This window comes from Actinocorallia longicatena (genome assembly GCF_039534125.1).
GTDB lineage: Bacteria > Actinomycetota > Actinomycetes > Streptosporangiales > Streptosporangiaceae > Actinocorallia > Actinocorallia longicatena.
The window spans coordinates 71,990-86,445 of sequence record NZ_BAAAUV010000016.1; the positions used below are offsets into that span (position 1 = coordinate 71,990).

Sequence of the window (14,456 nt, forward strand, 5' to 3'; positions counted from 1 at the left end):
CTTCAAGCCCAACGGCTGAAGGGACGGGCAGATGAGGGTTCCGCTGACGGTGGGCGACTTCCTGGAGCGTGCCGAGACGGTCTACGCAGAGAATCCGGCGGTGGTCGACGAGCCCGGTGTGCCGGGTTCTCTCGGCCGCCTGACCTACCGGGAGGTGGCCGCCAGGGCGCGCGGCATGGCGCTGGCTCTGGACGCGATGGGGGTCCCGGCGGGCGCCCGGGTCGCGATCGTCTCCCCGAACGCGAGCCGGTTCCTGATCGCCTTCTACGGCGTCAGCGCCTACGGCCGCGTCCTGGTCCCGGTCAACTACCGGCTCCGGGCCGAGGAGGTGTCCTACATCGTCGAGCACTCCGGCGCGACCGTCCTGCTGGTCGATCCCGAACTGGACGCGGCGCTGTCGGAGGTGACGGCGAAGGAGCGGATCGTCATGAACGGCGTGGACGACGCCGCGCTGTTCGCCGAGGCACCACCGGGCGCCGAACCCCGAGCGTGGACGCCCGACGAGGACGCCGTCTGCACGGTCAACTACACCTCGGGGACGACCGCGCGTCCCAAGGGGGTCAGGCTCACCCACCGCGGCTGCTGGCTCAACGCCGTCTCCTTCGGCTGGCACACGACCATCACCGACCGGGACGTCCTGCTGCACACGCTCCCGATGTTCCACGTCAACGGCTGGGGGACGCCCTACGCGCTCACCGCGATGGGCGGCACCCACATCGTCATCCGGAAGATCGACGGCGAGGACATCCTGCGCCGGGTCGAGACCGAGGGAGTGACGCTCCTGTGCGGTGCCCCCGCGGTCGTCGCCGCCATCCTCGACGCCGCCACCGCCCGCACCGAGACGGGCCGTCCGGTCCCCGGGCGCGGCCGGGTCCGCATCGTCGTCGCCGGGGCGCCGCCGCCCAGCGCGGTCATCGCCCGCGTCGAGGAGCAGCTCGGCTGGGAGTTCATCCAGATCTACGGCCTCACCGAGGCCTCGCCGCTGCTCACGGTCAACCGGGCCAGAAGCGACTGGGACGGCCTCGCGGCCGGGGAGCGCGCCCGGCTGCTGTCCCAGGCGGGAGCGCCCGCCGTCGGGGTCCGCCTGAGGACGGACGCCGGCGGCGAGGTGCTGGCCCGGTCGAACCACGTGTTCGACGGCTACTGGCAGCAGCCGCGCGAGACGGCCGAGGCCCTGGCGGACGGCTGGTTCAGGACCGGCGACGGCGGCCGCTTCGACGGACCGCTCCTCTCGATCATCGACAGGAAGAAGGACGTGATCATCACCGGCGGCGAGAACGTCTCCTCGATCGAGGTCGAGGACTGTCTCTACCGGCATCCCGACGTCGCCGAGGCCGCCGTCATCGGCGTGCCCGACGACAAGTGGGGCGAGACGGTGAAGGCCCTGGTCGTGCTGCGGCCGGGCTCCTCGGCCGGGCCCGCTGAGCTGATCGAGTTCTGCCGGGCGTCGATGACCCACTACAAGTGCCCGACCTCGGTCGAGATCCGGTCCGAGCTGGAGCGGACGGCCACCGGCAAGCTGCAGAAGTTCAAGCTGCGCGCGCCCTACTGGCAGGGCCGCGATCGGGAGGTCGGCTGATGCCGGAATCCTCCTCGCCCGGGCTGACCGGTGTCCGGGTCCTGGACTTCGGGCACCGGATCGCCGGTCCGCTCGCCGCGCTCCTGCTCGCCGAGGCCGGAGCCGACGTCGTCCACGTGGACTCGCCGGAGGCGGCGCGGGCCCCGGGACCGGCCGACGCCTACCTCAACCGCAGCAAGCGGCGGATCACCCTCGACCTGAAGACGGCCGCGGGCAGGGCCACGGCGCTCGACCTCGCGGGCCGGGCCGACGTGGTGATCGAGAACTTCCGGCCCGGCGTCATGGACCGGCTCGGCCTCGGCGCCGGAGTCCTGCGCGCCGCCGACGAACGCCTCGTCTACTGCTCGCTTCCCGGGTTCGCCCCCGACGACGCCAACGCCCCGCTCGCGGCCTGGGAGGGGATCCTGCACGCCGCCGTCGCGGGTTACCGGCCGCTGAGCCAGCACTGGGATCCCACCGGCCGCGCCCGCGCGACGGTCGCCGACCGCGAGGCTCCGCTGTTCACCCCGATCACGACGGCGTCGAACTTCGGCGCGCTGATGGGCGCGGTCTCGGTCGTCATGGCGCTCATCGCCCGGCGGCGCTCGGGCCGGGGCCAGACCGTCCGGGTCCCGCTGGCCGAGGCGTTCTGCGAGGCCTACAGCACCATGCTGGGGATGCGGGTCTATGAGAACGGCCTGATGGGCGACGCCCACATGCTGCGCGACCTCACCTACCGGTGCGCCGACGGCGGGATGATCGACCTGTCGCCGTACGCGAAGTTCGTCGTGCCGCTGCTGGCGGCCGCGGGCGTGGCGGAGGACTGGCAGGCCGCCGGGCTGATCGACATCGCGGAGCGGAGCTTCGCGCCCGAGCGCAGGGACGAGATCATGACGTCCTTCGCCGAGCTGGTCCGCGGCCGCTCCGCCGCCTGGTGGGACCGGGTCGCGACCGAGGCCGAGGTCCCGGTCTCCCGGGTGCGGACGCCCGCGGAGTGGATGGCCTGCCCGCAGGCGACCGAGTCGGGCGCCGCGATCGCGCTCCAGGATCCCGCCGCGGGCCGGATCTTGCTGCCGGGCCGCGGCTTCGACCTGGCCGGTGCGATCCCGCCGCCGCGCCCGCGCGACCTGCCGGGCCGCGACGGCGGCGTCCTGGCGCCGGGGCCGGGCGGCTGGCTGTCGCCGCGCTCCGCTCCGGAGCCGGGCGGAGCGTCGGGGCCGCCGCTGGAGGGCGTCAGGGCGATCGACATCAGCCAGGCCGTCGCCGGGCCGACCACGGCCCGCCTCCTGGCCGACTTCGGCGCCGAGGTCGTCAAGGTCGGTAGCACGGTGCCCGCCGTCACCGACGGGATCGTCGGGCACCTGCACCGGGGCAAGCGCACGATCCTCCTCGACGGCCGCAGCGAGGCGGGGGAGCGGCTGACCACCGACCTCGTCCGCTCCGCCGACGTCCTCGTCACCAACTTCACGCCGAAATCGCAGGAGCGGTACGGCATCGGCCACCGGCGGCTCCAGGCCGTGAACCGGCGGCTGGTCCACTGCTCCATCAGCGCCTACGGATCGGCCGGGCCCTGGGCCGGCCGCCGGGGCTATGAGAACCAGTGCAACGCGGCCACCGGCATGAGCTGGCGGTACGGCGCCCGGTTCGGCTGGACGCTCTACCAGCCGACCCCGATCAACGACGCGGGGACGGGAGTGCTGGGAGCCTTCGCGGTGGCCGTCGCCCTGTACTCCCGCGGCGACGACGGTGACGGCGTGCGGGTCGGCGCGTCCCTCGCGCAGGCGTCGACCCTGCACCAGGGCGTCCATCTCGCGATCGAGGCGCAGCAGGCCACCGGGCCCGACACGGTCAGGTCCGAGCACGGGACGTCCGCCCTCGACCGCCTCTACCGGGCCGAGGACGGATGGTTCTTCCTGGCGGCCCGGCCGGACCAGTCCGCCGCCCTGCTGTCCGCGCTGTCCCTCCCGGACGGCGGCGGGGAGCAGGGCCCGCCCGATCCCGCCGGGCCGACGGCGCTGCTGCTCGCCGGGAGGTTCGCCACCGGGACGGCCCGGCACTGGACGGACCTGCTCGCAGGCGCGGGCATCGCGGCGCATCCGGTGGCCACGATCGACGAGGCCGTCGGCTATCTCGACGGACGGGGGCTGGTGTACTTCGAGCCGGGGCCCGGCGGCCGGGCCGTCGCCCGTCCGGGGATCGGCGCCCGCTGGCTGTCGGAGACCCCACCGCGCGCCGGCGCTGATCCCGGGCCGATCGGCTCGCAGGCCGTGGAGATCCTCGCCGAGCTCGGCCTGTCCGCGGCCGAGACCGCGGAGCTGGCCGAGGCGGACGTGGTGTCCCTCCCCGGCCGGCTGCCGAAGCTCACCCGCCTGACCTGAGGACGCCGGGCCCGGCCGGAGGGAAGGTCCGGGCGACGGCGGTGACGCACAGCCGGTCACCGCCTCCGGCGTCGCGCAGGTCGGCGTGGGCCAGGCCGTCACGCGAACGGGCGGTCGCGACGCAGGGCCCGGTCCGCACGGCGGCCAGGTAGCGGAGCGCGAGCGAGCACAGTGTGGTGCCGGGCGGGGCGAGGGAGAGGATCGCCTCCTCGGCGGCGAGGGCGGTGAGACCGCCCGCCAGGGTGCCGGAGGCGTTGAGGCCGTCCTCGGAGCGGCGCAGTTCAGCGACGCCCGGCGCACGGAGCTCGCAGCCCGCCCGTTCGGCGAAGGGCATCCCGAGCCCGGCTCCGCCGGGTCCGTCGGGCGGCGGGGCCGCGGGCAGCAGGGCCGACGGGTCGGGCACGGCCATGAACGATCCCGTGGCCGCGGCGAAGGGGTCGCCGTGCTCGTCGGCGAAGGTCACGGCGGCGACGAACACCGATCTGCCTGCTTTCAGGGTCCGGCCGGTCCCGGTGATCGTGCCGGTGCCGGGGGCGGGCCGGAACAGATGGACGTCCAGGTCCAGGGTGACGGGCACCCGGGGCGCGATGACCTCCATCGCGAGCCGTCCGGCGAGGTAGTCGGCCCACCACGCAAGGATCGACAGGCGCGGCCGCCCGGTCCCCGGCACGTGCATGTGCCGGGTGATCCGCGCCGAGCCCTGAACACCGTCGCCGTCGCCGTTCAGGCGCACCGCGAGGCCGAGCTCGCGGAGGATCCCGGCCGGGCTCACCGCGCCGGGATCCGCCGGCCGCGTCATCGCGGATCCGCCGTGCCGATGGCCCCGCTGCGGGCCAGGTCGTCGATCGCGGCCGCGTCGAGCCCGGTCCGCTCCAGGACGGCCCGGGTGTGCGCGCCGACCGGAGGAGGCGCGAAGGTCTCGGCGGGAGCGCGCCGCTTCCCGGTGCGGTCGCGGATCCCGATGGGGGAGCGGGGCACCAGGACGTCCTTGACCTTCTGGAGCAGGCCCCTGGCCTTGACCTGCGGATCGTCGGCGAGGTCGGCGCCGCGGTTGACCCGGACGACGCTCGCCCCCAGGGCGCCGAGATCGGCGGCCCAGTCCTCCGCCCGGCGCTCGGGGAACCGCTCCGCCAGCCGTGCGCCCACGGCGTCGGGATCGTCCCACCGGTGCAGGGTGTCCTTCAGGTCCGGCAGCCCCAGCCCTTCGCACAGGGCGTTCCAGGTGCGGGGTTCGGCCGACGTCACCGCCACCCAGGTGCCGTCGGCGCAGGCGTACAGGCGCCGGTCGGGTCCGCCGGGGATGCCCCGCGGCCCGCTGAGGACGCCGTCGGCCGACGACAGCAGCCAGGTCGCCGACTCCGACAGGCTGATGTCGAGCTGGCAGCCCGTCCCCGTCCGCTCCCGTTCGCGGAGCGCGGCGAGGATGCCCACGCTCGCCATCAGCGCGCCGACCGGGATCGGCAGGATCAGCTGGGGGTGCCAGGGCAGATCGGGATGGACGGTCGCCAGCAGGCCGGAGTGGGCGGCGAAGGCCAGGTCGTGCCCCGGCCTCCGGGCGTAGGGGCCGTCCTGCCCGTACCCGGTGATCGAGCACCAGATCAGCCCGGGGGACGCTTCGGCGGCCTGTTCGTAGCCGAAGCCCCGCTCGTCCATGGCGCCGGGACGCTCGTTCTCGATGAGGACGTCGGCATGGGCGACGAGCCTGCGCAGTACGTCGAGCCCTCGGGGATGCCGCAGGTCGACGGCCACCGAGTGCTTGCCCCGGTTGAGGCCGATCGGCCCGTCGAACCGCCGCTTCCCCGGAGGCTCGACGCGGATCACGTTCGCCCCCAGGTCGGCCAGCAGGACGGTGCAGAAGCCCCCGGGCGGCAACCGCGTGAGGTCCAGCACCGTGACGTCGGACAGCGGCAGGGTGGAGTCGGTCATGTCTCGCGTTCTCCTCGGTCCGGGCCCGCCCCGGCGGGCGGCCCGTTCGCGGCGCCCGGGCCCCTCACCGAGGACGGCCCGGACACCGCGTCGTTCGGACGGCGACCTGCTAAGGCCTGTCTCGACGTCAGCCGCCCTGCGGGCGCCGACGTCGAGACAGGCCCTAGTCGACGGTGATGAAGCGCTCGAGATTGTCCCGCATGATCTTGCGGATGGTGGCGTCGTCGAGGTCCTTGAGCTGGGTGACGTACTGCATCGGGTCCGGGATGCCCTCGGAGTGGGGGAAGTCGGAGCCGAAGATGAGGCAGTCCGTGCCGAGGAACTCGATGGCCTTGGCGACGTTCTCCTCCGGGAACGGCGCGATGACGCAGCGCTCCTTGAAGACGCTCGACGGCCGTCCGGGGAGCGTCCCCCAGCGGGGCTTGCGGCCCAGGAGCATCGCGTGGTCGAGCTTGCGCAGCAGGTAGGGCACCCAGACGGTGCCGAACTCGGCGATGAGTACCTTGATGTTCGGGAACCGCCCGAACAGGTTGTGGTAGACCATCGCCGTCACGGTGTCCATGATCGGCCGGTCTCCCCAGTAGGAGACCCACTGGAAGCCGTCGAAGTCGGAGTAGCGGGCCTCGGGGTCCTCGCTCCACTCGCCGCCCATGCGGGCGTAGGAGCCTCCGAGGTGGACGGCCACCCGCATGTTGGACTCGTTGACGCGCGCCCAGAACGGGTCGAAGTACGGGTCGAACGGGGAGCGGCCGAGGTAGGCGGGGCCGGGGGGCAGGTCGACGAACGTGGCGCCCCGCTCGAGCGAGCGCTCGAGTTCGGCGACGGCGAGGTCGACGTCGAGCAGGGGGATGGGGACCGGCACGAGGATGCGGTTCTCGTGGGTGAAGCCCCAGTCCTCGAAGAGCCAGTCGTTGTGGGCGCGGTTGACGGCGTAGCCGGCCTCGATGTCGCCGCGGCGGAAGGCGCTCTCCCAGCCGGTGCCGACGGCGTGCAGGACGGCGACCTCGACGTTCTGGGAGTCCATGAGCGTCAGCCGCGGGTCCTTCTTCTCGAACGCGGGCCGCATCGCGTTGTACTTCTCGACGAGCTGCTCGCGGCTGAGGCGGTCGAGGTCCTTCATCGGGTTGAGCTTGTTGAGCATCGCGCCCGGGATCGGGATGCTCCCCTCCATGGTGGGGAGCTCGCTGATGTCGACGCCGCCGTGGCCGCCGTCGGGCTGGCTGTGGACGCCGAGCGTGCGGCGCTCGTGGTCCTCCTCTTCGTCGTGCTCCTCCTCGGTGAGCATCTGGGGCTCTCCCGGCAGCCACGCGCGCTCGATCATCTCGGGGGACAGGTGCCGGGTGACGGCGTCGTCGGGCGCGTACAGGTGGTGATCGCCGTCGAAGATTCCGTACGGCAGGGTCTGCTCGAGGTCGGCGCCGTAGATGCCGCGCGTTCCGAGCTTGGACGTTTCGGCCAACAGGTCCTCCTGTGGGACATGGCGCGTCGCACCAGCGTGATTTAGACTCAGTCTAAACTAAGTTGTACGGAGTCTAACTCCATCACTTGCGGATGCCAACAGCCCGATGCCGGTCGCGGCCGCGTCCTGTGGGCGCTGACCTGTGTTTTCTCACCTGAGGAGAGCGAGCTTGAAGATAAGTGTGGTCGTGGACATGGCGGCGGACGGGTTCGCGGACCGGGTGCTGGTCGGGCGGCGGTCGACCGGGCTGACCGCGGCGCGCCTGCGGGCGGTGAGCCGCGCCGGGGCCCGCCGCATTCGTGCGGCGGGGGCGGACGCGCTGCTGTACCTGGGGGTGAACGGACCGGCCTTCCCCGTCGCGCTCTTCGCCGCCGCGCAGGCCGGGGTGCCGCTCGTGCCGGTCAACTACCGGCTGGGCGGCGAACAGCTCCGGTCACTGCTCGCCCGCCATCCCCAAGCCCTCGGCCTGGGCGGACCGGTGGAGGCCGCCCTCCTGCGCGAGGCGGGGATCACGGCGCTGACCTTCGAGGAGTGGCTGGAGACGCCCGCGGAGGCGGACGAGGACATCGACGAGCACGCCGACCCCGAAGCGGTCGCGGCGATCATCTACACCAGCGGCACGACCTCGGCGCCCAAGGGCGTCCTCGTGCGGCACCGGAACCTGCTCGCCTACGTCTTCGGCACCGTCGAGTTCGCGAGCGCCGGAGAGGACGAGGCCGCGCTCATCAGCGTGCCGCCGTACCACATCGCGGCCGTCGCCAACGCGATCACCAACCTCTACTCCGGGCGCCGCACGATCGTGCTCGAGCAGTTCACCCCGTCCGACTGGCTCGACCACGTCCGGATCGAGGGCGTCACGCACGCCCTGGTCGTCCCGACGATGCTCGCCCGCATCGTCGGGGCGGCCTCGGGCCCCGGCGGGGACCTGCCCTCCCTGCGCAGCCTCGCCTACGGGGGCGCGCCGATGCCCGCCTCCGTGATCGAGGCCGCCCTGCGCCGCTGGCCGCACGTCGGCTTCGTCAACGCCTACGGGCTGACGGAGACGAGCTCGACCATCGCCGTGCTCGGCCCGGCCGACCACCGGGCGGCGCTGGCGAGCGAGGATCCGGCGATCCGCGCCCGGCTGTCGTCGGCGGGACGGGCGGTGCCCGGAGTGGAGCTGGCCGTCCGCGGCGAGGACGGCAAGGACCTCCCGCCCGGGGAGACCGGACGGATCTGGGTGCGCGGCGGGCAGGTCGCCGCCGAGTACACCGGCAGCGGCAGCGCGACCGACGCCGGCGGCTGGTTCGACACCCGCGACCAGGGCCGGCTCGACGAGGACGGCTACCTGTTCATCGGCGGACGCGCCGACGACACCATCATCCGGGGCGCGGAGAACATTGCCCCCGCGGAGATCGAGGACGTCCTGCTCGGCCATCCCGACGTGGAGGACGCGATCGTCGTGGGCGTCCCGGACGAGGAGTGGGGCCAGCGCATCGAGGGCGCCGTCGTCCTGCGCGCCGGGGCGACGCCGGACTCCGAGACGCTCCGCGCCCATGTCCGCAGCCGGCTGCGCGGCTCGAAGACGCCCGACCGCATCGCGCTGTGGACGTCGATCCCCCGCACGGAGACCGGCAAGCTCGTCCGCCGCGACGCGCTCCGGCTGCTGCTCGAGGCGACCGGCTCCGAGGGCGGGAGGCGCGATGGATGAGAAGGAGGCGGCGGGGCCGAGGGTCCTGCCCGTGCTGGCGGCTGCCGCGCTGGCGTTCTCGGTGGCGCAGACGGCCGTCGTCCCGGCGATCGGCGAGCTGAGCCGGACGCTGGAGGCCTCGCCGGGCGACGTCTCGTGGGTGATGAGCGCCTACCTGATGGCGGCGGCCGTCCTGACGCCCGTCATCGGCCGGCTCGGCGACATGACGGGCAAGCGGCGGATGCTGATCATCGTGCTCGCGGTCTTCACCGCCGCCGGAGTCGCCGCGGCCCTGGTCACGAACGTCTGGGCGCTGGTGGCCTGCCGGGTGCTGCAGGGCGTCGGGGGCGGGATCTACCCGCTCTGCTTCGGGATCATCGCCGACGGCTTCCCGGCGCGCCGCCGCCCCGTGGCGCTGGGCGTGGTGTCCGCACTCACCGGCATCGGCGCCGGGGGCGGGCTCATCCTGGGCGGGCTCCTGCTCGACCACGCGTCCTGGCAGTGGATCTTCTGGAGTGGGGCGATCATCTCGGGCTGCGCGCTTCTGGGCACGGTGCTGCTGCCGGGCGGAGGGCCGCGCTCGCCCGGAAGGATCGACGTCGTCGGCGTCCTGCTGGTGACGGTCGGGCTGACCGTCCCGCTCTTCGCCCTCACCCGCACCCCGGCCTGGGGCTGGGGCGATCCGCGGACCCTCGGGCTCTTCCTCGCCGGCGGGGCGGTCCTCGCCCTCTTCGTCCGCCACGAGCTGCGGACCGATGATCCGCTCGTGGACATGCGGGTGCTGGCACGTCCGGTCGTCTGGATCACGAACGTCACGGTGCTGCTGTTCGGCTTCGGGATGTTCGGCGCGTTCGTCCTCGTCCTGGAGCTGGCGCAGGCCCCCGCGTCCCCCGGCCCCGGGTTCGGTCTCGACGCCACCGGCGCCGGGCTCCTGCTCATCCCCGGCACGGTCGCCATGCTCGCCGCCGGAGCGGCGTCCGGGCGGATCTGGCACCGGCTCGGCCCCAGGACCCCCCTGACCACCGGCTCGCTCACCGCCGCGGCCGCCCTGGCACTCCTCGCCACCGAACACGGCTCCCGCTGGACGGTGACCCTGCTGGCGACCGCCGTCCTCGCCGGCATCGGGCTGGGCATGGCCGCGGTCCCCAACATCATCGCCGAGGCCGTCCCACCGGACAGGACCGGCGAGAGCAACGGCGTCAACGCGCTCCTGCGCTCCGTCGGCGCCGCCCTCGGCTCCCAGATCGTGGCCACCCTCCTCGCCTCAGGCCGAACCCCCGCCCACCCCTCCCCGGCCGACCCCGCCCTCACCTGCTCCTTCTGGCTCTGCGCCACCGCCCTCACCACCGCGGGCCTCCTCCTGTCCCGCCTCACCCCCCACCAGCGATCAAGGCCTCCCTCCGCCGCGCTCCCCGCCGCACCGTGGACTCCTACCCGACGGCGCTGATGGACGCGCGCCCCCTCAGCCGATCTTCGGGGTGGCCCGATCGATGATCGTCGCGAGGTTCAGGCCCGGCGGCAGTGTGCCGAAGGCGATGCCCCAGTCGCCGCCGAGACGGGAGGCGCAGAAGGCGTCGGCCACGGCCGGGTGACCGTGCCTGACCAGGAGGGACGCCTGGAGGATGAGGGCGAAGCGTTCGGCGATCCGGCGGGCCCGGAGTTCGATGGTGCCGAGGTCGAGAAGGGAGTCCTTGGCCTGACGGATGGCGGCGTCGAGGTTGCCGTCCGCGCCACTGGCGAGCTCCACCTCGGCGAAGAACGCCTCCAGCGTCTCCGGTTCCTTCGCCATCGCCCGCAGGAGATCGAGAGCGGCGACGTTGCCGGAGCCCTCCCAGATGGAGTTGAGGGGGGATTCGCGGAAGAGGCGGGGGAGGCCCGAGTCCTCCACGTAGCCGTTGCCGCCGAGGCATTCGAGGGCCTCGGCGGTGTGGGCGGGCCAGCGCTTGCAGACCCAGTACTTGGTGATGGCCAGGGCCAGGCGCTTGAAGGCGGTCTCGCCGCGGTCGGTGGCGCCGGCGAGGCGGGTCATGACGGTGGTGGCGGCCTCGGACTCGATGGCGAGGTCGGCGAGGACGTTCTGCATCAGGGGGTGGGTGGACAGGGTCCTGCCGAAGGTCTGCCGGTGGGCGGCGTGGTGGGCGGCGAGGATGAGGCCCTGGCGCATTCCGGCGGCGGCGCCGATCACGCAGTCCAGGCGGGTCAGGTTGACCATCTCGATGATGGTGCGGACGCCGCGGCCCTCGTCGCCGACGCGCCAGGCGACGGCCTGGTCGTACTCGACCTCGGAGGAGGCGTTGGACTTGTTGCCCAGCTTGTCCTTGAGGCGCATCAGGCGGAGCGGGTTGAGGGAGCCGTCCGGCAGGACACGGGGGACCAGGAAGCAGGTCAGCCCGCCGGGGGCCTGGGCGAGGGTCAGGAACAGGTCGCACATCGGCGCCGAGGTGAACCACTTGTGGCCGACCAGGCGGTAGCTGCCGTCGGGTCGCTCGGTGGCCGTCGTGGTGTTGGCCCTGACGTCGGAACCGCCCTGCTTCTCGGTCATCGACATGCCCGCGAGCACGCCCGCCTTGCCGAGCGGGGCCCGCAGCCCGAAGTCGTAGGTCTCCGACGTCAGCAGCGGCTCGTAGACCGCGGCGAGGTCGGGCTGGAGCCGGAGCGCGGGGACGGCCGCGTAGCTCATCGAGATCGGGCAGCCGTGGCCGGCGTCGACCCGCCAGGAGTAGAACTTCGCGGCGCGGGCGACGTGCGCTCCCGGCTTCGGGTCGCGCCAGGGACGCCCGTGGAGGCCGTGGCCGACGGCCGTCTCCATCAGGTAGTGCCAGGACGGGTGGAACTCGACGACGTCGATCCGGTTGCCGTACCGGTCGTGCGACCGGAGCACGGGAGGATGCTCGTTGGCGAGCCGCCCGTGCTCCTGGGCCTCCTCGGTCCCCGCCAGGCGGCCGAGGACGCGCACCTCCTCCTCGGCCCAGCCCGCGCCCTCCCGGTGCAGGCCGTCGATGAGGGCCGCGTCGTCGGAGACGTCGTGGCCGGCCAGCGGCGGAACCTGGTTGAAGACCTCGTGCGTCATCCCCGCAATATACCGAACGTTATTCGGATTTTTTCGCGGCCGAGGAGGCGTACGCGTAGTCGTCGAGGTCGAAGTGGCCCGAGTCCCACCACAGCCGGGCGCCCGACTGCGCCCGGATGAACGGGACGTCCCCGTGCCGGTCGAAGTAGTAGCTGTTCGAGGTCGCGCAGCCCGGCTGGGAGAAGATCGTGGATCCGATGGCCTCGCGCATCCGGGCCGTGTAGGCGTCGTGCGGCCCGCGCCGGACGGTCATCCGGGTGGCCCCGCGGCGCCGCGCCTCGGCCACGCACCGGACGATGTGCCTGGTCCCGGCCTCGATCATGGTGAACCAGGAGGCTCCCGTCACCGAGTACGGCCCGTTCATCAGCCAGAAGTTCGGCGTCTGCGGCATCGCGACGCCCTCGTAGTTCTGGTACCGGTTGCCGTCCCAGTACTCGCCCAGCTCGACCCCGTCCAGGCCGAACACCGGGAAGGCGGGCGTCGCGCCGAGTTCGAGGATCCGGAACCCGGTGGCCAGCACGAGGGTGTCGATCTCGCGCTCGGTGCCGTCGGCCGTGACGATCCCGTGCGGCGTGATCTTCTGGATGGGGTCGGTCACGAGCTCGACGTTCGGCCGGTTGAACGTGCTGAGGTAGCTGTTGGAGAAGCTCGGCCGCTTACACCCGAAGCTGTAGGAGGGGGTGAGCCGCTCGCGCGTGGCCCGGTCCCTCACCTGGCGGCGCAGATGGCCCCGGCAGACCCGCTCGATCATCTTCGACAGGAACGGCAGCCGCCGGTGGTGGATCACCCCGAGCACGAAGATCGCCTCGGTGCCCGCGGTCGTCACGGCCCGGACGCCCTTCTGCACGAACGGCGCCACCCGGAACAGGGCCCGCACCGGTGCCGGGATCGGGAAGTCGAGCTTGGGGAAGACCCAGATGGCCGTCCGCTGGTAGACCTCGAGCGTCCGGGCCAGCGGAGCGATCTTCGGGATGAGCTGGAGCCCCGACGCCCCCGTGCCGATCACCGCGACCCGCTCGCCGGTCAGATCGTGGTCGTGGTCCCAGCGGGCGGTGTGGACGACCTTGCCCAGGAACGTGCCGACCCCCTCGATGTCCGGGACGCGCGGCTGGTCCAGCGGCCCGACGGCGCCGACCAGGAACCGGCAGGTCAGCACCCCCGCATCGGTGTGGACCCGCCACAGGTCGGCGTTCTCGTCGAAGACCGCCTTCTCCACGAAGACCCCGAGCCGCAGCTTGCCGCGCAGCCGGTAGGTGTCGGTGACGCGCTCGGCGTACTCCCGCAGTTCCGCCCCCGGCGCGAACGCCCGCGACCAGGACGGATTCGGCGCGAAGGAGTAGCTGTAGGTCGCCGACGGGATGTCGACCGCGACCCCCGGATAGGTGTTGTGCCGCCACACCCCGCCGACGCCGTCGGCCGCGTCGAGGATCGCGAAGTCCTCGATCCCCGCCTCCAGCAGCTTGATCCCGACGCACAGCCCGGAGAACCCGGCCCCGACCGCGATCACCTCATAGTCCGTCACCTCGGAGTCCATCACCCGGTCGTTCATGATCCGCTCCTCATCTCCGCCTGCTCCGCCACCCGCCGGTCGTGGTCGCCCCTGGCGTGGACGGCCATCGCCCGGTCGCCTCCGCCGGCCCGCTTGCCCAGCAGCACGAGCCGCTCGGGCACCAGCGCCAGCGCGGGCTGGACCAGCGCCATCCAGCCCGGCACCGGGTACTCCGCACGTCGCGTCCGGCACGACCGCAGGATCGCCCGCGCCACCGCCTCCGGACCGATCGTCGGCAGCGGCCCGCCGAGCGGGACGCCGTCGGTCAGCCCGGTCCGCACCGCCGTGGGCAGGACGGCGCTGACCGTCACGCCCGTCCCCGCCAGTTCCTCGCGGACGGCCCCCGAGAGCCCCACGGCCGCGTACTTGCTGGCGTTGTAGACGGCCATCCCCTGGAACGGGACCTTCCCGGCCATGCTCGCGACGTTCACGACATGGCCCCGGCCGCGCTCCAGCATCCCCGGCAGCACCAGCCGCATCCCCAGCAGCGGCCCCCACGTGTTCACGTCGAACGTCGCCCGGCTGACCGCGTCGCTCTCGGCCAGGAAGGGACCGAGCGGCATGATCCCGGCGTTGTTGACCAGGACGTCGACGGGGCCCGCGGCGTCCAGGAAGGCGGCGAAGGAGTCCCGGTCGGTGACGTCGAGCTCGTGCCCGTGCGCCCCGATCCGCGCGGCTGTCTCCGCGGCGCCGTCCCGGTCGCCGATGTGGACGGTCAGGCCGAGCGCGGCGAACCGTGCGGCGGCCGTCCGGCCGATCCCGCGGGCGCCGCCGGTCACGGCGACGACGGCGCCCGGTCGCAGTACAGGGGGTGGTCTCATGCGTCCTCCGGCTGTTCGGATACCGA

At 73.2% G+C, this 14,456-nt stretch carries 10 protein-coding genes; 4 read left to right on the forward strand and 6 right to left on the reverse strand.

The window, feature by feature from the left end; all coding sequences use genetic code 11:
• Positions 1 to 31: 31 nt before the first annotated feature.
• On the forward strand, positions 32 to 1,579 hold the full coding sequence (locus ABD785_RS27550) for an AMP-binding protein (RefSeq protein WP_344833872.1): 1,548 nt from the start codon (positions 32 to 34) through the stop codon (positions 1,577 to 1,579).
• Entirely contained in the window at positions 1,579 to 3,936 is a 2,358-nt protein-coding gene (locus ABD785_RS27555) for a CoA transferase (protein WP_344833874.1), read from the forward strand. Before ABD785_RS27550 ends, ABD785_RS27555 begins: the two co-directional genes overlap by 1 nt.
• On the opposite strand, the gene ABD785_RS27560 is transcribed toward ABD785_RS27555, so the two are convergent.
• The 3 genes from ABD785_RS27560 to ABD785_RS27570 all read right to left on the reverse strand — a co-directional run bounded on the left by ABD785_RS27560 (position 3,920) and on the right by ABD785_RS27570 (position 7,321).
• Complete coding sequence (locus ABD785_RS27560; RefSeq protein WP_344833877.1) at positions 3,920 to 4,735, reverse strand: PaaI family thioesterase; 816 nt, start codon at positions 4,733 to 4,735, stop codon at positions 3,920 to 3,922. The two genes, ABD785_RS27555 and ABD785_RS27560, sit on opposite strands and share 17 nt — an antisense overlap.
• Positions 4,732 to 5,862, reverse strand: coding sequence for a CaiB/BaiF CoA transferase family protein (locus tag ABD785_RS27565; RefSeq protein ID WP_344833880.1), 1,131 nt, complete (start codon positions 5,860 to 5,862; stop codon positions 4,732 to 4,734). Before ABD785_RS27565 ends, ABD785_RS27560 begins: the two co-directional genes overlap by 4 nt.
• A 163-nt stretch (positions 5,863 to 6,025) precedes the next feature.
• On the reverse strand, positions 6,026 to 7,321 hold the full coding sequence (locus ABD785_RS27570) for an amidohydrolase family protein (RefSeq protein WP_344833882.1): 1,296 nt from the start codon (positions 7,319 to 7,321) through the stop codon (positions 6,026 to 6,028).
• Positions 7,322 to 7,490: 169 nt separating this feature from the next.
• Between ABD785_RS27570 and ABD785_RS27575 the strand changes: the two genes are divergently transcribed.
• Positions 7,491 to 9,011, forward strand: a complete 1,521-nt coding sequence (locus ABD785_RS27575) for a class I adenylate-forming enzyme family protein (protein WP_344833884.1) — start codon at positions 7,491 to 7,493, stop codon at positions 9,009 to 9,011.
• Positions 9,004 to 10,437 carry an MFS transporter gene (locus ABD785_RS27580; RefSeq protein ID WP_344833887.1) on the forward strand — a complete coding sequence of 478 codons (1,434 nt, stop codon included), beginning with the start codon at positions 9,004 to 9,006 and terminating at the stop codon, positions 10,435 to 10,437. Before ABD785_RS27575 ends, ABD785_RS27580 begins: the two co-directional genes overlap by 8 nt.
• A gap of 15 nt (positions 10,438 to 10,452) precedes the next feature.
• On the opposite strand, the gene ABD785_RS27585 is transcribed toward ABD785_RS27580, so the two are convergent.
• From ABD785_RS27585 to ABD785_RS27595, 3 genes are read right to left on the reverse strand one after another with little or no spacing between them, the layout of a single operon-like run.
• Positions 10,453 to 12,060 (reverse strand): acyl-CoA dehydrogenase family protein, encoded by a 1,608-nt coding sequence (locus ABD785_RS27585; protein ID WP_344833890.1) that lies wholly within the window; start codon positions 12,058 to 12,060, stop codon positions 10,453 to 10,455.
• A 19-nt stretch (positions 12,061 to 12,079) separates the two neighbouring features.
• A complete protein-coding gene (locus ABD785_RS27590; protein WP_344833893.1) occupies positions 12,080 to 13,609 on the reverse strand; it encodes a flavin-containing monooxygenase in 1,530 nt (509 codons plus the stop codon).
• Positions 13,606 to 14,430: an SDR family oxidoreductase gene (locus ABD785_RS27595; RefSeq protein ID WP_344833895.1), complete on the reverse strand. Its 825-nt coding sequence runs from the start codon at positions 14,428 to 14,430 to the stop codon at positions 13,606 to 13,608. Before ABD785_RS27595 ends, ABD785_RS27590 begins: the two co-directional genes overlap by 4 nt.
• Between the last annotated feature and the right edge of the window lie 26 nt (positions 14,431 to 14,456).